The sequence below is a fragment of the Natronococcus roseus genome, assembly GCF_043677095.1.
Lineage (GTDB): Archaea > Halobacteriota > Halobacteria > Halobacteriales > Natrialbaceae > Natronococcus > Natronococcus roseus.
This window is the reverse complement of record NZ_JBHLJR010000001.1, coordinates 199,828-216,507: the sequence shown is the minus strand read 5'-3', so window position 1 is coordinate 216,507 and position 16,680 is coordinate 199,828. Positions and strand designations below refer to the sequence as shown.

Below are 16,680 nucleotides of genomic sequence, written 5' to 3'. Positions count from 1 at the left end.
CTACTCGAATCGGGCCTCGAGCAGCCGCTCGACGTACTTCGCGAGAACGTCGACCTCGAGGTGGACCGGGTCGCCGACGTCCTTCTCCGAGAGGGTCGTCAGCTCGTACGTCGTGGGGATGATAGCGACCGTTACTCGCCCGTCGTCCGTCAGCTCGGCGACGGTGAGGCTGATCCCGTCGAGCGTGATCGATCCCTTCTCGACGACGTAGCGCTCGTAGCCCGCCGGCAGCTCGAACTCGAAGAACCAGTCTTCCTCCACCGATTCGATCCTCGAAACCGTCGCCACCGCGTCGACGTGACCCTGGACGACGTGGCCGTCGAACCGGCCGTCCGCCGGCATCGCCCGCTCGAGGTTCACCGACTCACCCTCCTCGAGGTCGCCCAGATACGTCCGCTCGACCGTCTCGCTCGCGAGAAAGACCTCGAACCACGCGCCCGCTTCGAAGCGCTCGACCGTGAGACAGACCCCGCTGACGCTGATGCTCTGACCGTGCTCGAGCCCGGTCGCGACCTCGTCGGCGCCGATCCGGAGCCGGAGGCCGTCCTCGGTTCGGGAGCGGGCGTCGATCGTTCCGGTCTCCTCGACGATTCCCGTGAACATATCCGAGGGTTCGAGCCGACGGACAAAACCGCTCCGGAACGCGGATGCGTTCCAGTTCCGTGACGGTTCGACAGCCGCCGCGCTTTTGGCGGCCCCCTTCGTAGCCGGCGTCGATGGCCGGAATCATCGACACGATCAAGCTAGCGGGTACCCTCGTGCTCGCGCTGCCGGCCGCGCTCGCCGGGCTCGAGTTCCTTCTGGTCCGCGGCGAGACGGCCGTCGGCGCGGTGTTGATCGGCCTCGCGATCGGACTCGTGCTCGTCCAGCACCGACTCACCCTTCCCTCCGACGTTCCGGCTGCCGTCGCAAAACGAGTGGCCGGAACGGTACGCAAAGACCCCGACGACGCCGACGATCGGTGAGCAGCGATCGAGCGCTCTCGAGGGCGCCGAGTGACACAAACATAGCAGAAGCCCACGACTTCAGTTGTGGGAGGACGCCACTCCGTCCGAACGAAATCGCTATGCCGCCGTCACCGACGGCAGCTGGGCCGTCCTGACCCAGAACTCGTCGACCGCTCGAGCGAGCGAGACGTACTCGTCGTGGCTGTTCGGCTTCGTGAGATAGGCGTTCGCGCATCGATCGTAGCTCTCGGCGATGTCCGACTCGTCCTCGGAGCAGGTTAGCACGATCACCGGGAGCGTGAGCAGGTCGGACTCCTCCTGGAGCGTCTCGAGCAGCTCGAGCCCGTGTACCCGCGGCACGTTGAGATCGAGCAACAGTAGATCGGGAAACGAGACGGTGTTGCGGTGATCGGAGAGATAGCTCATCGCCTCGGCGCCGTCGGAAACGGTGTGGACTCGGACGTCGTCGGCAACCTGGTCGAACGCGTCGCTGATCAGCGTCGCGTCGCCGGGATTGTCCTCGACGAGAAGAATGTTGGTTGGCTCGGACGGAGTCACGGTTCTCATACGGTAGTTTCTCGAGACACCTCAATAAGACCGCTCACTATACACGTTGGGAGTGACTGCGTGTGCAGCCCCTGAGTATATATGTTAGGAACGACCGGCGAAATCGCCGGACTCACTCGAGCGCCGCCGGATCGAGCGACTGTGGGATCGACTCGAGCCGGTCGACCGCCTCGTCGACCGCGAACAGCTCCCTCAGTCGGATTCGGCCGTTCTCGGTTTCGACGCCGACGTCGAGTCGAACGACGGCTCCCCCGTCGATCTCCTGGCGTCCGCGGTTCGGACGCTCCACGGGCTCGAGACCGACGCCGGCAACGCGGGTTCGGATCCCGTCCTCGAACCCGAACGCCCGCACCTCGGCCTCGAGGTCGGCCTCGACCGCGGTCACCGACTGCGCGTCGGCGGTAAGCATCGACGCGGCCGAGCGAAACGCGCGCGTGACGCCGACGTGAGCGCGTCGCTCGTCGCCGCCGTCGCCGTCGCGAACGTACGTTCGGGCGAGCCCGCCGTAGTAGCCCGACGGCTCCCGCGGCGCGGTCTCGAGGACGACCGGAACGCCCGATCGAGCCGGGTCGCCGTCGGGAACCGAAACCGCGGTGTTGCCGTCCGGGAACCCGCCCGCGGCGACGATCCCCTCGTCGATCGCAGCACGGAGCCGATCGGCGGTCAGGGGCTCGCCCTCGAGGCGGAGCCGTCCGTCGACGACGTCGGCGCCCGCGAGCAGCGAGGCGCCGCGTCGGATTCCGGCACCCGCAGCGGTCTGTGCCGTTTCGATCCGTTCTCGTTCGGCGGGTGTCTTCGTCGCCCTGGACTGTTCGATGACGTCGGTCGAGGCAAGCGAGAAGCCCGCCCCCTCGAGGTAGAGCGCGGCGTCGTGGGGGATCCGGGCCGGCGTCAGTACCGTTCCCTCGAGTCCGGCGCCGGCGAGGTCGTCGGCGAGGTTACTGGCGGGATCGGCCTCGGTGTCGGTCGCCGATCGGACGCGCCACTCGCGGCCGTCGAACGCGACGGCGCGGCGCCCTCGCTCCAACTCTCGCTCGAGTTCGGATCGACAGTACCGAATCGCGGGATCGTCGGCGGAGCCGACGTGAACGAACGCGCTCGCGCCCTCACGCTCGAGGGCCGTACGCAGGGCGGACTCGACGGACGCGTCGCCGGTCACGGCGCTTCGGCTTCGAGCTCCTCGGCCTCGCCGTCGGGTGCCTGTGCCTGCTCGAGCAGCTCCTCGAGGCTCAAATCGGTCAGCTGGTTAGTCAGGAGGACGTCGATCGGTAGCGTCGGCGCGCCGTCGACCAGGTTCTCGAGGATGTACAGTCGCTCGCGGGCCCGGGACATGCCGACGTAGAACACCCGTCGCTCGTTGTCCGTGAGCACGGGAACGGGCGAGGTCGTCTTGGTGAACTCCTCGCAGCCGGGGACGTCGGTGGGGTCGTCGACGGTTGCGACCATCTGCTCGACGACCTTCTCGGTGAGGTCGGTGCCGATGAAGACGTGGTCGGCCTCGCGGCCCTTCGCGGAGTGGATGGTGCCGACGCGAACTCGGTCGGTGTCCATCCCCTGGTACTCGCCGATGTTGAAGTACGAGCGGATGCTCTTCTTCTGGAAGTTCGTCACCTTCCGGACCATGTCGCCCGCGGAGGCGGGGCCGGGCATGAACGGCGCGTGGTCCTCGATGACCTCGGCGGGGACGGTGAGCTCCTCTAAGTCCTCGACGCCCGCCTCCTCCTGGCGCTCGTCGATCTCGTCGAAGAGGGCGTCGCGCTCGTTGGTGCCGAACGCCGAGTCCTGGAGCATGTCCGCGAGGCGGCGGGCCTGGAGTCCGGTGACGTCGTCACCGGCGTCGATCGCCTCGACGGCGCGGACGTACTGGGTGAGCCGGTCCGTCCACATCCGCTGGTCGGTCAGCGACCGAAACGGCACGCCCTCGGTGATGAACTCGTCGATGAACTGGAACATCTGATACCGGGCGCGAAACAGCAGCATGATCGTCCCGTCGCCCTCGACGAGGGTACGCCGGACCATCCGGACGACGTCGAGCATCGAGGCGTTCGCACGGGCCTCGACTGAGCCGCCCTCCTTGCGGGGCTTGAGGTCCTTGTCCTGGCGCTGATCGATGTGGCGGATCTCCTTGTTGACCGCGTTGAGCACGTTCGAGGGGAGTCGGTAGGAGTTAGGCAGAATAACGTCCTCGTCGACCTCCTCGTCGAGCAGCAAGGCGGGGTCGGCGCCCTGCCAGGAGTAGACGACTTGGTCGTCGTCACCGGCGATCAGCACCTCCTTCATGTGGGGTTTCCACTCCTCGTAGACGTCGTACTGGAGCGTGGTGATGTCCTGGAACTCGTCGATCACCAGGTAGTCGACGTTCGGCAGCAGCGAGCGCTGTTTGACCCGCTCGAGCATGTCCGCGAAGCCGATCTTGCCCTGCTCGCCCTTGTAGCTGCGCCAGCCGCGGATCGCCTCGGGGACGTCGATCCGATCGTCGTCGGAGGGCCAGGTCGGCGTGTACTTGTTGCCCTCCTGGGCGCGGTCGTCGATCTCGGGAGGGAGCCGAACCTCCTCGTCGTCCCACTGGAAGGGGACGTCGTACCAGTCGGAGACCTCGCGGCTGGTCCGCTGGAGCCACTGGCTCGTCGCGATAACTTTGTTCCCGATCGTCGTCGAGCGGGCCGTGCGACGGCCCGCTCCCGAGTACTCGTCCTCGTACTCGATGCCGTACTCCTCGCAGAATTCCTCTTTGTCCTTCTCGCCGATGACGTCGCTTCGAGAGAGATCCAGCAGCTCGTAGGCCTTCGCGTGCATCGTACAGACGTTGCCCTGCAGCGCGCGCGGGCTCTCGTCGAGGCGCTCTGCCAGCCGTTCGCGAACCTCCTGTGCGGCCGCTCGAGTGTACGAGACGACGAGAATATCCCGGAACGTGACCCCGTCCTGCTCGAGGATCTCTTCGACGTGATCGAGAAGCGCGGTCGTCTTCCCGCTTCCCGGCCCACCGAACAGCCGGGTGACCTTCGTCTCCGTAGTAGCCATTGTAGCTGTTCAGGGTCGCAATACCCATAAGTGACGTGGGTTACGGCCGGAAAACCGCTGTTGGACCGAATACCGTCGGTCCCGGTCCTCGCGTCCGCCGACTACGGGGTCGGCGTCCACCCGCAGACGGTACAGCTACTGGCCGACTGCTCGTGAAGCCCGCCGCAGTCCGGACACTGCTTCTTGTTATACTCCTGCTCCCACCCCACTCGTTCTACCGTGTGACCGCGGTCCGAAAGGAATTCATCGAAGACATCGTCACCGGCATCATTGGGTGAGGTTGCCATACCCGTGACAACGGGAACCATGATATTAAAGACCGCGGTTCACACAGTAATCTGCCGGATCCCGCGACCGGATCGATCCACTCGGCTGACCCGCGGACTTTTCTCGGTCTCGCACGAAGATCGGGTATGAGCGAACTCCGCCTCGACGCGACGCAGCTCGATCGCTACTCGAGACACGTCATCATGGACGAGATCGGCCCCGAGGGCCAGCAGCGCCTGCTCGAGGGCAGCGTCCTCGTCGTCGGCGCCGGCGGGCTGGGGTCGCCGGCGATCCAGTACCTCGCGGCCGCGGGGATCGGACGACTGGGGATCGTCGACGACGACGTCGTCGAGCGCTCGAACCTGCAGCGCCAGATCGTCCACGGCGACGACGACGTCGGCCGTCCGAAGGTCGACAGCGCGGCCGACTACGTCGCGGCACTCAATCCGGACGTCGACGTTGACACCTACGAGACGCGGCTGTCGGCGGCGAACGTCGACGATCTCGTCGGCGAGTACGACGTCGTCTTAGACGCCAGCGACAACTTCGGCACCCGCTACCTGCTCAACGACCACTGCGTGCTGACGGGAACGCCGCTCTCTCACGGTGCGATCTATCGCTTCGAGGGGCAAGTGACGATGTTTACGAACGACCGGAACGGGAACGGAGCCGACTCGGAGGGTGAGACGGCCGACGATCCGCCGTGTTACCGCTGTATCTTCCCCGAAGCGCCCGAACCGGGAACCGTTCCCGACTGCGCGACGACCGGCGTGCTCGGCGTGCTGCCGGGCACCGTCGGCTGCATCCAGGCCACCGAGGTCGTCAAGTACCTCCTCGGCAAGGGCGACCTGCTCGAGGGACGGCTCCTGATGTACGACGCGATGGGGATGACCTTCGACACCGTCGACGTCCTCCAGAACCCGGAGTGTCCGGTCTGTGGCGACGAGCCCGAGATCGAATCCGTCGAGGACGTCGCCTACGAGGGGAGCTGTTCGATTTCGGCCGACTAACGCTCCCGTCCGTCGCTTTCAGCGCTCCGGTGCCATCTCGAGCGTGTAGATCGCCGTCGGGTACGCCTCGCCGGCGATCTCGAACTCCGAACGTCCGGTTCGCTCGAATCCCCTAGCCTCGTAGAACCGTCGTCCGACGTCGTTTCCGGCCAGCGTCTCGAGGCGCAACCGCTCGACTTCGTTCGGCAGGGCCTCGAGACACCGCTCGAGCAGCGCCGTTCCGACCCCCTCGCCCCAGTAGTCGGGCTCGACGTACAGCTCCTTGAGGCCCGCTTCGTCCGGGCCGACGAACGCCTTCGTCCCTTCGCCCCACCGGACGTAGCCGTAGCCTCGAACCTCTCCCTCGAGTTCCGCCAGGAAGATGCCCCTACGATCCTCGCGCAGGCGGTCGGCATACTCGCGGAGCTGCCCGTCGGACGGGGCGGCGCCGAACCCCGCGAGCACCTCCTCGGGGAGCAACTCGTCGTAGGCCTCGCGGAAGGCCAGCGCGTTGACGCGGGTGATCGCTCGAGCGTCCGCCGTTCCCGGCTCGAGGCGGCGCAGTTCCATACTCTCGGCTCGTCGTCGCCACCCAAAGTAGCTTGGGCGGTGTGTCACGCCCACCCATTCCTCGAGCGCTCTCTGTCCGCCCGCAGCGAACGCTGCCCGAACCCCACGTTCCATGTGGCCGACGGTCGTACCCCGGTCCATGCACGGCACCGGCGTTCCCCTCGTCACTCCGTTCGCCGACGGCGCAGTCGACCACGAGCGACTGCGGGCGCTCGCCGAGTGGCTCGAGCGCTCCGGCGTCGACTTCCTGGTTCCTTGTGGCTCGACCGGCGAGGGGCCGGCACTGACGACCGACGAGCGCGTCGCGGTCGTCGAGACGGTCGGCGAGGCGACCGACCTCCCGGTGCTTGCGGGCACCGGCCGAGAGGGACTCGAGCCGACCCTCGAGACGACCGAGCGCGCGGCCGACGCCGGCGCCGACGCCGCGCTCGTGGTCACGCCCTCCTTCTACGGGACCGACGACGCGGCCCTCGTCGCGTACTACGAGGAGGTCGCGAGCGCCTCGCCGGTCCCGGTCTACCTCTACAGCGTCCCCAAGTTCACCGGCCGGGCGCTCGCCCCCGAGACGGTCGCGGAGCTCGCGACCCACGAGAACGTCGCCGGGATCAAGGACTCGAGCGGGAGTCTCGAGTCGATCCAGCGGCTGCTCGATCACACCGACGACGCCTTCTCCGTTTTCGTCGGCAGCGGGAGCGTCTACGCGGCCGGGCTCGCGGCGGGCGCCGACGGCGGCGTGCTCGCGGTCGCCAACGTCGTTCCCGAACTCGCGAGCGAGATCTACCGGCTCGACCGCGAGGATCGAACGGAGGCAGCCCGCGAGCGAAACGCCGCGATCGTCGAACTCAATCACGCCGTCACCTCGCGGTTCGGCGTCCCCGGCGTCAAAGCCGCCCTCGCGATGCGGGGACAGTCGGTCGGCCGCCCTCGGCGGCCGCTTCACGAACTCGAAGCCGACGCGAAAACCGATCTCGAGTCGATCCTCGAGCGAACCCTCGAGACGTAACCAGGTTTGGTTCTTGAGTCCGGACGAATGAATCGTACGAGGTTACTGAAAAGCGTCAAGTTCTCCCCCGCCAAATGGCGGGTAGATGGCGTACTCGATCGGTTCGAAGACCAGCCGAGACCTCGAGTTCTCGACGTCCGAGCTGACGGGTGCGCTAGGAGATTCGGTTACGGTCCTTCCGCTCGTCGTGGCGCTGGCCGCGACGACGTCCGTCTCCTTGCCCCACGTTCTCGTCGGCTTCGGCGTCTTCCAGATCGTCTGGGGGCTGTACTACGGGATGCCCCTCTCGGTCGAGCCGATGAAGGCCCTGATCGGGCTGGCGATCGTCGGCTCCCTCTCGTATCCCGAACTCGCCGCAGCCGGGCTGCTCGCCGGGATCGTCCTGCTCGTCGTCGGTCGGCTCGGACTCGTCGGCCACCTCCAGCGGGTCGTCGGCGAGCCCGTCATCCGGGGTGTACAGTTCGCGGTCGCCCTGCTGTTGCTCGAGTCCGCGGTCGGGCTCTCCCTCGAGAGCCTCCCCATCGCGGCGGCCGGACTCGCCGTCGTCGCCGTCCTCGCCGTCGTCGGCTACCGTCAGACCAGTGTTCTCGTCGTTCTGCTGCTCGGCGCCGTCGCGGCCGTCGCGACCGCGGGCGTCCCGACACCCCGGGTGCCCGAGCCCGCGCTCTTCCCCGCCGGCGGGCCGTCGCTTACGACGGGGGCGCTCGAGGCCACCATCGCCCAGCTGGGAATGACGATCGGCAACGCGGCCATCGCGACCGCCCTGCTCTGTGGCGACCTCTACGATCGGGACGTCCGGGCCGACGATCTTTCTCAAAGTATGGGCGTCACCTGCCTCGCGGCGGTCCCGATCGGCGGCGTGCCGATGTGTCACGGCAGCGGCGGGCTCGCGGGCAAGTACGCCTTCGGCGCCCGAACCGCCGGAGCGAACGTCCTGCTCGGGATCGGCTACCTCGCGCTCGCGCTGGTCGCCGCCGGCGCCCTGCTCGCCGCCTTCCCGCTCGCCCTCCTTGGCGTTCTGTTGGTCGTCGTCGCGATCGAGCTCGGGCGGGCCGCGTTCGCCCCCGTCGACGACGGGCGAGCGCTCGCGCTGGTCGTCGGCGTCGGCGTCGTCGGCCTCGCGGTCAACGTCGGCGTCGCGTTCGTGCTCGGCGCCGTCGTCTTCTGGCTGCTCTCGAGACGGGCGTGAGCCGGCTCGAGACGCCGTCGAGTCGACGCGGGCGAACGGGCTTTTTGTTCCCGAACTCGAACCCTCTACCGATGACCGACAGCTGGGAAGACCTGTTCGACCGCGCGAGCGAGTACGGGATCGCACTCGAGGACGTCCGAGCAACGTACGAGGCGGGAACCGAGGACGACGATGAGTGAGCGTCGCGACGAACCAGACCCAACTCGAGTGGTCGCCGATCCGGCGGTGCTCGCGGCCGACCTGCTCGTCGGCGGCGAGGCCCGCGAGGCGCTCGATCACGTTCGTCGCCACTCCTGGCTCGAGCTGGTCGCAAGCGACGAACTGCTCGCCGAGACCGAACGGCTGGTCGCCTCGCTGGCCGACCCGGAACTCGCGGCCGACCACCGCGAACGACTCGAGGCCGACCGCGTCGCGGTCGACCAGCCCGAGGACGACCATCCGGCGCTCGCCTCGGCCTACCAGGGGCAGGCAGCACACCTCCTTTCGTACGACGAACGGCTGAACTCCGCGCAGGCGGGGCTCTCGCTCCAGCCCCGCGTCTCGGTCAGCGTCCGCCCGCCCGACGCGTTCGCCCGACTGTTCGACCCCGAGAGCCTCTACGAGGCGACCGTCGGCGGCGAGTATCCGGGACCGGACGTCGATCCTCGAGCGTAGACGCGAATCGGTCGAACCATCGGTTCGTTACGTAGAGCGTGCGAATGGAACACTGCGGAAAATGCCGAGCATCCGCGAGCGAAGCGAGCGGTTCACCGCCGGAGCGGGATGAAACCCCGCGACGGCGGCCTTTTGGCATCAACGGGTTTTGCCGGGGGTTGAGGCTGGCGTCGCAGACGCCAGCCGATGCCCCCGGTAAAAGAGGTTGCTGTACGTAACACGAGTTTCACCACCTACTCCGAATACCGAACCCGTGCTCCCAACTACGGATACCGATACTGTGCCCCAATGCTTATCTCCAAATCTAGATATGCCTGATCCAATGGTTCTGGACCGGTGGTATCCGGAACGTGCGCCGACGTGGGCGGACGTATTCGTCGTAGTTCTGGCACTGGTAGTGCTGTCGCGGCACCTGATCGGGACAGGTTCCATTCATTGGGGATGGGTGACTGTCGGTTTTCTAACGGGACTCGGCTCCCTCGGACCGCTGGCTAACTCGGCGGTCGGTCTACGGGCAGGTAACTGGTTCCGAGAGATCGGTGGCGCTGGACGGATCGCGACGACTGCGGTGGCCGCACTCGTCGCAGCGGTGATCGCGTTTCAGTTCGATGTTTCGACCGCGGTCGTGGCCAGCTTCGGAATCGGCGCGATCGTCTCCGTGTTCGTATACGTGATGGGACATATACTCAGCGCCCGTAAAATCGACAGCTGGAAGTAAGGTTCGCTATCGAGACGTCCGCTCACCATAACCAAGCAGTACCACCCTGGGCCGGAACTCGAGAGTGTGTTCTTTCCTCCCGGACCCCAACCCAGGGGACGGATTCGCTTCGACTACCGTCGAACCGAACCCTCTCGAGCCCACCAGCGCCAGCCGTAGTACAGCGTTGTCGCGGCGAAGCCGATCGCCCCGACGGTGTACGTCGTCGCCGGGACCAGAGCTGCGGCGGTTCCAGTGAGGACGGCCAGTCCACCCGAAAGCAGAAGCTGGAACTCGAGCGTGCGCTGGCCGTCGACGAGGACGGCGAGGGCGACTGCCCCGCAGGCGTAGAGCCCGATCAGGCCGGGACCGAGTCCGGCAACGCCGCGATCACCGAACCCTGCGTACAGCAGGACGACCTGTGCGAGCAAGAGCGGACCGAGGACGAGGACGGCGAGCAGCTGTCGCTCGCGGTCGAGCATTCGTTCGTCGACTGCGTTCCCGGTCTGCATACGTGTGAGGTGTTGTCGGACAAGTTATAATCTTCTCACCGGGAACCAGTGACACGGACGCGATGACCGTCGACGCTCGGCGGGCGATACTCGAGAGCTTCTTACCGTCCGAGTGAGACGTACGGAATATGTACGATTTCGTCGTCGTCGGCGTCGGCCCCGCTGGCGCGCGCTTTGCCCGGCAAGCCGCCGAGCGCGGCCACGACGTCCTCGCCGTAGAGCAGGGGACGATCGGCACGCCGCTGGCCTGTTCGGGCCACGTCAGTACGGATATCTGGAGCGTCACGGGCGAGGGCGCCCGCGAGGAACTCCTCCAGAACGAGATCCACGGCGCGCGCTTTCACGTCGGCGGCCCCCGCAGCGACGCCTACCCCTTCTACAAGCGCGAGGTCGCCTCGAACGTCATCGACCGCGTCGGGCTGGATCGCCACCTCGCCGACCTCGCTCGCGAGGCCGGCGCCGACGTTCGGGAGAACCACTCCGTCACGAGCGTCACCGAACACCGCGACCGCGTCGAGGTCGTCGCGAGCGGTCCCGACGGTCCCGTCACCCACGAGGCGAAGATGGTCGCGGGCTGTGACGGCCCGCGCTCGCGGGTTCGACAGGAACTCGGACTCCCCGAACCCGACGAGCTGCTCCACGGCGTGCTGGCGTTCTCCGAGGAGGACGACTCCGAGGACTTCGTCGACGTCCACCTCACGCCGCCGACCTTCTTCGCCTGGCGGATCCCCCGCGGCGAGGCCGGCGTCGAGTACGGCCTCGCGGCCCCGCCGGGCGTCGAGGTCACCAAACACTTCGAGGAGCTGATCGACGGCTACGAGATCGACGTCGCCCACCGGTGTTCGGGGGCGATCCCGATCGGCCCCGCGGATCGGGTGACGAGCCGTCGAGGCTTCCTGATCGGCGACGCTGCGGCCCAGACCAAGCCGTTCACCGGCGGTGGGATCCTCTACGGGACGACCGCTGCCGACCACGCCGCTCGCGAGATCGACCCCGAGCGTCCGACCAGCCTCGCGGCCTACGAACACGCCTGGCGCGAGGATCTGGAACGGGACCAGCAGCTCGGCCACTGGCTCCGCCGTGCGTACTCGCTGCCCGAGCCGATCCAGCGCGTCGGACTAAGCGCGCTGTCGGGCGAGATCGGCGTCCACATGGATCGCCCGACGTCGCTGATCTCGCCGACCCATCTGAAGGCGATGCTCTCGAGACTGCGGCCGTGACTCCCTCGAGGCGTCGCTCGGACGTGTCTTCCCGGAGCCGAAGGCGACGAACCGAAGACCCTCGTCGCGAAACACTCGAGCGATGACCGGACGGCTGGCGGCCATCGCCGCGCTCGTCGCGCATCTCCTCGAGCGCCTGGGGATCATCGACGCCGAGCGACTGCGCCCGACGGTCGATCTGGCCTGGCCCCGGATCGTCACCGGGGTCGCGATCATGTCCAAGCAGACGGCCGACCTCGCGATGGTCGGGATCGCCGTCGGAACCGCCGGCACCGCGGGACTCGCCTTCGCGCTGGCCTACTGGGAGATCGTCGCGATGCTCGGGCTCGGACTGGCTGGCGGGACCGTCAGCCTCGTCTCCCAAAACTACGGCGGCGAGGAGAACGAGCGGGCGTCGCTGGTCGTCACCCAGAGCGTCCTGCTCGCGATCGTCATCTCGGTGCCGCTCGCGGCCGCGTTCCTCATCGTTCCCGATCGCCTGATCGGGCTGTTCGGCGCCGGCCCCGACTCGCTGGCCCACGGCAGCACCTACCTCGTCTACGTCGCGCCGGCCGTCGTCTTCGAGCTGCTGAACCTGATCGCCAGCCGCACCTACACCGGCGTCGGCGACACGTTCACCGAGATGATGGCTCGAGCGGGCGGCGCGGTCCTCAACATCCTGCTCAGCGCCGCGTTCATCTTCGGCTTCGACATGGGCGTCGCTGGCGCGGCGCTCGGTACGACCCTCTCGACGGGGTTCGTCACCCTCGTCCTCGCCTGGGGGATGGTCGGACGCTCCTACGGCGCGCTCGGGATGGAGCCGAGTCCCGTCCCGATCACCCTCGAGGGGCCGTGGCTCGAGGCCGGCGTGATCCGCGACCTCGTCGAGATATCGACGCCCGAGATCGGCCGCCGGCTCGCACAGGGGGTCGTCGTCTTCCCCATGCTATGGATCGCCGCCTCGTTCGGCCCGGTTGTCGTCACGGCCCTGGAGGTCGGCCGTCGGGTCCGCAGCCTGATCAACAGCGTTAACTGGGGGATGGGGCTGGCCTCGAGTTCGCTCGTCGGCCAGCACCTCGGCGCGAACGAGGAGGAGGAAGCCGGCGCCTACGGCGAGGGGATCGTCCGGCTCTCCGTGGTCTGTTACGTCGGGATCGCCGCCGCCGTCGTCGCCTTTGCCGACCCGATCGCGGGGCTGTTCGTGAGCGAACCTGACGAGATTTCGCTGGCCGCGACGTTCGTCGCCGTCGGCGCCGTCAGCGCGATCGGGCTCGGCGTCGACGGCGCCGCCGCGGGCGCCTTGCTCGGCGCCGGGGACACCCGACTGCCGCTGGTGGCCTCGCTGATCGGTCGGTACGTCTTCGCGCTGCCCGCGGCGGCGCTCGGCCTCGTCACCCCGCTCGGCGTCGCGGGACTCTACCTCGCGTTCCTGCTCGAGACGTACGTCCCCGGCGGGATCAACTACTGGCTGTTCCGGCGGGGGCGCTGGAAAGCGGTGAGTCGGCGGTATCGCCCCGACGCAGAGGCGAACTGAAGAAGATCGTATCGGTCGCGAGGGCGCGCGGGAGCGTTACGCGAAGTCCTCGTAGGTCGGACGCTCGAGGTCGCCCGGGAACTCCTCGACGGCGGTCTGGAGCTGATCACCGGTCTCCATGTCCTTGACCGTCACCTCGTCGTTCGCCAGGTCCTGCTCGCCGACGATGACGACCGTTTCGGCGTTGATCGAGTCCGCGTAGTCGAGCTGGGCGCCGAAGGAGCGGCCGGCGACGTCGGTCTCGACGACGTGGCCCCGCTCGCGCAGCTCGCGGGTGATCCGGGCTGCCTCGGCGCGGGTGTCGCCGACCCGGAGCACGTAGTAGTCCGTCGTCACCTCCTCCTCGGGCCAGACGCCCGCGCGCTGACACAGCAGCGACAGCGTCGCGTGGCCGGGCGCGACCCCGACCGCGGGGGTCGGCTGGCCGCCGAAGCTCTCGATGAGGTCGTCGTAGCGCCCGCCGCCGAAGATCGACCGGGAGACCTCGCCCGTCGAGTCGAAACACTCGAAGACGACGCCGGTGTAGTAGTCGAGTCCGCGAGCCGTCTCGAGCGAGATCGTACAGTACTCGCGGGCCCCGAAGTCCTCGGCGGCGCCGAGCACGTGCTGCAGGTTCTCGACGGCCGCCGTCACGCGCTCGGTATCGGCGAACGACTCGACGGCCTCGAGGTCGCCACCCGCGATGAGATCGTCGAACTCGGCGGCCTGGTCGTACGTCAGCCCCGCTTCCGCTAGCAGGTCGTGGTACTCCGCGGTGGGGATCTTGCCGGACTTGTCGACCGCCCGGATCGCCTCGGTCGTGTCGACGTCGGTCTCGTAGCTCTCGAGGACGCCCCCGAGGATGTCGCGATGGGAGATCCGAAACTCGAAGTGGTCGCCGGTGAGTCCGAGGTCGGTCAGGGCGTCGGCGGCCCACGCGAGGATCTCGGCGTCGGCTTCCGGCTCCGAGGAGCCGAAGATGTCGACGTTTGTCTGGTAGAACTCGCGCTGGCGGCCCTGCTGGACCTGCTCGTAGCGCCAGAACGGGCGCGTCGAGAACCACTTGATCGGCTTCGAGAGCTCCTGTTGTTTCGCCACGACCATCCGCGCGACCGTCGGCGTCAGCTCGGGGGTCAGCGTGACGTGGCGCCCGCCCTGGTCCTCGAAGGCGTACAGCTCCTCGACGATCTCGTCGCCGCTCTTGTCGGTCCACATCTCCGCGCGCTCGAGCGCGGGCGTCCCGATCTCGCGGAAGCCGTACCTGCGGGCAGTGTCCTCGATCGTATCGATGGTCGCCCGCCTGGCGGCCATCTCGCCGGGGTAGAAGTCACGAAACCCCTTGATGCCGTCGTACATACCCCACCGTTCGGCGACGGCAACCTTCTAACCTTTCGTTTGGGCGTCGATCGCGCGAACCCGAAGCGCCGGGCGGGACGAACCGCGCTCGCAACCGAGCGGACGGAGAGGTTTATACTATAACGGTGAAGGCGTCGTATGCCTTCGCGAATCGATCGGACCGCACCCGAGACGCTCGACGACGGCGAGTGGCGGGAGCTGGGTCTGGCCGTCGGCTTCTGCGAGCTCGTCGGCGTCGTCCCCGGTCTGCTGACCGCCGACGACGTGAGCGAGTGGTATCCGACGCTCGAGAAACCGCCGAAAACGCCGCCGGGCTGGGTGTTTCCACCCGCCTGGACGGCCCTGTTCGCGACGATGGGGGTCGCGTGGCACCTGATCCGTCGGGACCGAACGGCGAGCGCGAGGGGAAAGCGGCGGGCCGAACGGGTGTTCCTCTCCCAGCTCGCGTTGAACGCGCTCTGGTCGCTCGTCTTCTTCGGCCGACGATCGATTCTCGGGGAACTCCTCGTCATCGCGTTGCTCGGTCCGGCGATCGCCGTGACGATCGTGGCGTTCGCGCGCATCGATCGCCGGGCGGCGCTGTTGCTGGTGCCGTACCTGTGCTGGGTCGCGTTCGCGACGGCGCTGAACTACGGGCTCTGGAAACGCAACCGCGGTCGGTAGGATACTATCGGACGTTCGTCACGTACGTCTGCTCGTGGTCGGGGAACAGCTCCTCGATGGCCCCGTGGCCGTCCTCCGCGGCGATGATCGCCCGCAGCTCCGCCTCGTAGTCCGCGCGGTCGATCGACTCGCTCGGCCCGACGGTTACCTCGAGGTGGTCCTCGACGAGCCGGTCGACAGCCGTCCGGCCGAATCCCGACAGCGGCGCGATGTAGTCGACGCCGTGGCGGTCCTCGAGGCTCTGGGCCTGAGCCCGTGAGACGGTCGGTACCCGGTCGTCTCGGCGGGTGCCGTCGGCGACGGCGTCGAATCGACCGGCAGCGAGCGCCTCCAGGGCCTGCTGGTGAACGTGCTGGATGCCGTTCCGGGGGAACCCGTCCTCGCGGATGCGCTCGACGGCCTCGCTCGCGACGTCGGCGTCGAGCTCGAGGCGCTCGAACGCGAAGCCGGCGGTTTCGGCGGTCTCGCGGGCGTGTTTCCAGTCGTCGCTGACGCCGAAACAGGCGGTTACGAGCGTGACGTCATAAAAGTCCTCGAGGACGAGCGCCGCGAGCGTCGAATCCTTGCCCCCGCTGTAGAGCAGTCCGAGCTCCATCAGCGACGCTTGATGTCGAAGCTCTTCGAGTCCGGTTTGAGCTCCTGGAGGAGCTGTTTCATCTTCTCGTCGTCGATCTTGCCCTGGATGCGTCCGCTGCGAGCCAGCGCGATTACCTGCTGTTCGACCTGTTCGCCGAACTGTTCCTTGCTCATCTTGACCGTGTTGAGTCGCTTTCGCGCGTCGTCGGTCAGGTGCTGGCGGAGCAGCGCCTGCTTCTGGGCTTCGGCCTGCTGCTGGGCGGCCTCCTGGCTCGCCCGGTCGGCCTCGCCGCCCCCTTCGGCGCGGTCCTGTAGCTGCTCCATCTTCTTCTGTCGGAGCTCCTCGAGTTTCTCCTCGTCGGGTGAGCCGCTCATAGGGAGACGTTGCGCGCGGGCGCAGAAAATGATTACGGACGATGAGAGCGAGAGACGTCGCTGATCGGCGAGCGGTCCGAAAAGAGTGCTCGAAAGCGAGCCTTACGCGTAGCGCTCGAGTTCCGGACGGTCGAGCTCCTCGAGAACCTCGCCGGCGGTGTCGTCGAGCAGGCTCCGGCCGGCGGGCGTGATGCGCCGTCCCTCGCCCTCGGCGGTTTCGACGAGGTCCTCCTCCTCGAGCTGCTGGAGGATCGTCCGGATCACGTTCTTCGAGCCGTCGGTTCGTCGGTCCGGGGCGACGCGGTAACGGTTCGTTCCGGCCTTACCGCCGCCGTACTCGGTGGAGAGTCGCTCGACGCCGACGGGACCGCGGTCGGCGACCTTCCGGAGGAGGCTCGCGGCGCGGGTCGCCCAGAAGTCCTCCTGCTCGGGTGGCAGTTCGCGGTCGACGCCAGTCTTGGCGAACTGGCTCCAGTCGGGTTCGTCGAGTCGGTCCTCGAGGTCCTCGGCGAGCGCCTCGATGAGGTCGTCCGCCGGAACGTCGTACATCGTAGCCATTGGCGTTGGGTTCCCTGCCGCGGC

At 67.7% G+C, this 16,680-nt stretch carries 20 protein-coding genes; 9 read left to right on the top strand and 11 right to left on the bottom strand.

Annotated elements, in window-relative coordinates; all coding sequences use genetic code 11:
* The gene (locus tag ACFEMD_RS01190; protein WP_394739054.1) at nucleotides 1–603 is read right to left on the bottom strand and encodes a riboflavin synthase; all 603 of its coding nucleotides are present in this window, start codon (nucleotides 601–603) and stop codon (nucleotides 1–3) included.
* Nucleotides 604–716: 113 nt separating this feature from the next.
* Here ACFEMD_RS01190 and ACFEMD_RS01185 point away from each other — a divergent pair, with 113 nt between their 5' ends.
* Entirely contained in the window at nucleotides 717–965 is a 249-nt protein-coding gene (locus ACFEMD_RS01185; RefSeq protein WP_394739053.1) for a DUF7533 family protein, read from the top strand.
* Nucleotides 966–1,064: 99 nt separating this feature from the next.
* On the opposite strand, the gene ACFEMD_RS01180 is transcribed toward ACFEMD_RS01185, so the two are convergent.
* The 4 genes from ACFEMD_RS01180 to ACFEMD_RS01165 form a co-directional block, all read right to left on the bottom strand.
* Nucleotides 1,065–1,514 carry a response regulator gene (locus ACFEMD_RS01180; RefSeq protein WP_394739052.1) on the bottom strand — a complete coding sequence of 150 codons (450 nt, stop codon included), beginning with the start codon at nucleotides 1,512–1,514 and terminating at the stop codon, nucleotides 1,065–1,067.
* Nucleotides 1,515–1,626: 112 nt separating this feature from the next.
* A complete protein-coding gene (locus tag ACFEMD_RS01175) occupies nucleotides 1,627–2,673 on the bottom strand; it encodes a M24 family metallopeptidase (protein WP_394739050.1) in 1,047 nt (348 codons plus the stop codon).
* Nucleotides 2,670–4,535, bottom strand: coding sequence for a UvrD-helicase domain-containing protein (locus ACFEMD_RS01170; protein WP_394739049.1), 1,866 nt, complete (start codon nucleotides 4,533–4,535; stop codon nucleotides 2,670–2,672). Before ACFEMD_RS01170 ends, ACFEMD_RS01175 begins: the two co-directional genes overlap by 4 nt.
* A gap of 101 nt (nucleotides 4,536–4,636) precedes the next feature.
* Entirely contained in the window at nucleotides 4,637–4,822 is a 186-nt protein-coding gene (locus tag ACFEMD_RS01165) for an HVO_0416 family zinc finger protein (protein WP_278290912.1), read from the bottom strand.
* Nucleotides 4,823–4,948: 126 nt separating this feature from the next.
* Between ACFEMD_RS01165 and ubaA the strand changes: the two genes are divergently transcribed.
* Complete coding sequence (ubaA, locus tag ACFEMD_RS01160; RefSeq protein WP_394739048.1) at nucleotides 4,949–5,812, top strand: SAMP-activating enzyme E1; 864 nt, start codon at nucleotides 4,949–4,951, stop codon at nucleotides 5,810–5,812.
* A gap of 18 nt (nucleotides 5,813–5,830) precedes the next feature.
* Here the strand turns inward: ubaA and ACFEMD_RS01155 are convergent, their stop codons facing one another.
* Complete coding sequence (locus ACFEMD_RS01155; RefSeq protein WP_394739047.1) at nucleotides 5,831–6,361, bottom strand: GNAT family N-acetyltransferase; 531 nt, start codon at nucleotides 6,359–6,361, stop codon at nucleotides 5,831–5,833.
* 139 nt (nucleotides 6,362–6,500) lie between these two features.
* Here ACFEMD_RS01155 and ACFEMD_RS01150 point away from each other — a divergent pair, with 139 nt between their 5' ends.
* The 4 genes from ACFEMD_RS01150 (at nucleotide 6,501) to ACFEMD_RS01135 (ending at nucleotide 9,925) form a co-directional block, all read left to right on the top strand.
* Nucleotides 6,501–7,364 carry a dihydrodipicolinate synthase family protein gene (locus ACFEMD_RS01150; RefSeq protein WP_394739046.1) on the top strand — a complete coding sequence of 288 codons (864 nt, stop codon included), beginning with the start codon at nucleotides 6,501–6,503 and terminating at the stop codon, nucleotides 7,362–7,364.
* Nucleotides 7,365–7,449: 85 nt separating this feature from the next.
* Entirely contained in the window at nucleotides 7,450–8,553 is a 1,104-nt protein-coding gene (locus ACFEMD_RS01145; RefSeq protein ID WP_394739045.1) for a putative sulfate/molybdate transporter, read from the top strand.
* 171 nt (nucleotides 8,554–8,724) lie between these two features.
* Complete coding sequence (locus ACFEMD_RS01140; RefSeq protein WP_394739044.1) at nucleotides 8,725–9,207, top strand: DUF7384 family protein; 483 nt, start codon at nucleotides 8,725–8,727, stop codon at nucleotides 9,205–9,207.
* 322 nt (nucleotides 9,208–9,529) lie between these two features.
* On the top strand, nucleotides 9,530–9,925 hold the full coding sequence (locus ACFEMD_RS01135) for a hypothetical protein (RefSeq protein ID WP_394739043.1): 396 nt from the start codon (nucleotides 9,530–9,532) through the stop codon (nucleotides 9,923–9,925).
* Nucleotides 9,926–10,038: 113 nt separating this feature from the next.
* Here ACFEMD_RS01135 and ACFEMD_RS01130 read toward each other — a convergent pair whose 3' ends face one another.
* Nucleotides 10,039–10,416: a hypothetical protein gene (locus ACFEMD_RS01130; RefSeq protein ID WP_394739041.1), complete on the bottom strand. Its 378-nt coding sequence runs from the start codon at nucleotides 10,414–10,416 to the stop codon at nucleotides 10,039–10,041.
* A gap of 128 nt (nucleotides 10,417–10,544) precedes the next feature.
* Between ACFEMD_RS01130 and ACFEMD_RS01125 the strand changes: the two genes are divergently transcribed.
* Nucleotides 10,545–11,636: a geranylgeranyl reductase family protein gene (locus tag ACFEMD_RS01125; RefSeq protein ID WP_394739040.1), complete on the top strand. Its 1,092-nt coding sequence runs from the start codon at nucleotides 10,545–10,547 to the stop codon at nucleotides 11,634–11,636.
* Nucleotides 11,637–11,718: 82 nt separating this feature from the next.
* Complete coding sequence (locus ACFEMD_RS01120; protein WP_394739039.1) at nucleotides 11,719–13,149, top strand: MATE family efflux transporter; 1,431 nt, start codon at nucleotides 11,719–11,721, stop codon at nucleotides 13,147–13,149.
* Nucleotides 13,150–13,185: 36 nt separating this feature from the next.
* On the opposite strand, the gene hisS is transcribed toward ACFEMD_RS01120, so the two are convergent.
* Nucleotides 13,186–14,484: a histidine--tRNA ligase gene (gene hisS, locus ACFEMD_RS01115; protein ID WP_394739038.1), complete on the bottom strand. Its 1,299-nt coding sequence runs from the start codon at nucleotides 14,482–14,484 to the stop codon at nucleotides 13,186–13,188.
* 138 nt (nucleotides 14,485–14,622) lie between these two features.
* On the opposite strand from hisS, the gene ACFEMD_RS01110 reads away from it, so the two are divergent.
* Entirely contained in the window at nucleotides 14,623–15,147 is a 525-nt protein-coding gene (locus tag ACFEMD_RS01110) for a TspO/MBR family protein (RefSeq protein WP_394739037.1), read from the top strand.
* A gap of 4 nt (nucleotides 15,148–15,151) precedes the next feature.
* On the opposite strand, the gene ACFEMD_RS01105 is transcribed toward ACFEMD_RS01110, so the two are convergent.
* The 3 genes from ACFEMD_RS01105 to ACFEMD_RS01095 all read right to left on the bottom strand — a co-directional run bounded on the left by ACFEMD_RS01105 (nucleotide 15,152) and on the right by ACFEMD_RS01095 (nucleotide 16,656).
* Nucleotides 15,152–15,742, bottom strand: a complete 591-nt coding sequence (locus ACFEMD_RS01105) for a DUF7411 family protein (RefSeq protein WP_394739036.1) — start codon at nucleotides 15,740–15,742, stop codon at nucleotides 15,152–15,154.
* Nucleotides 15,742–16,098, bottom strand: a complete 357-nt coding sequence (locus ACFEMD_RS01100; protein WP_005553060.1) for a DNA-binding protein — start codon at nucleotides 16,096–16,098, stop codon at nucleotides 15,742–15,744. Before ACFEMD_RS01100 ends, ACFEMD_RS01105 begins: the two co-directional genes overlap by 1 nt.
* A gap of 102 nt (nucleotides 16,099–16,200) precedes the next feature.
* Nucleotides 16,201–16,656 (bottom strand): 30S ribosomal protein S19e, encoded by a 456-nt coding sequence (locus ACFEMD_RS01095; protein WP_005553061.1) that lies wholly within the window; start codon nucleotides 16,654–16,656, stop codon nucleotides 16,201–16,203.
* Between the last annotated feature and the right edge of the window lie 24 nt (nucleotides 16,657–16,680).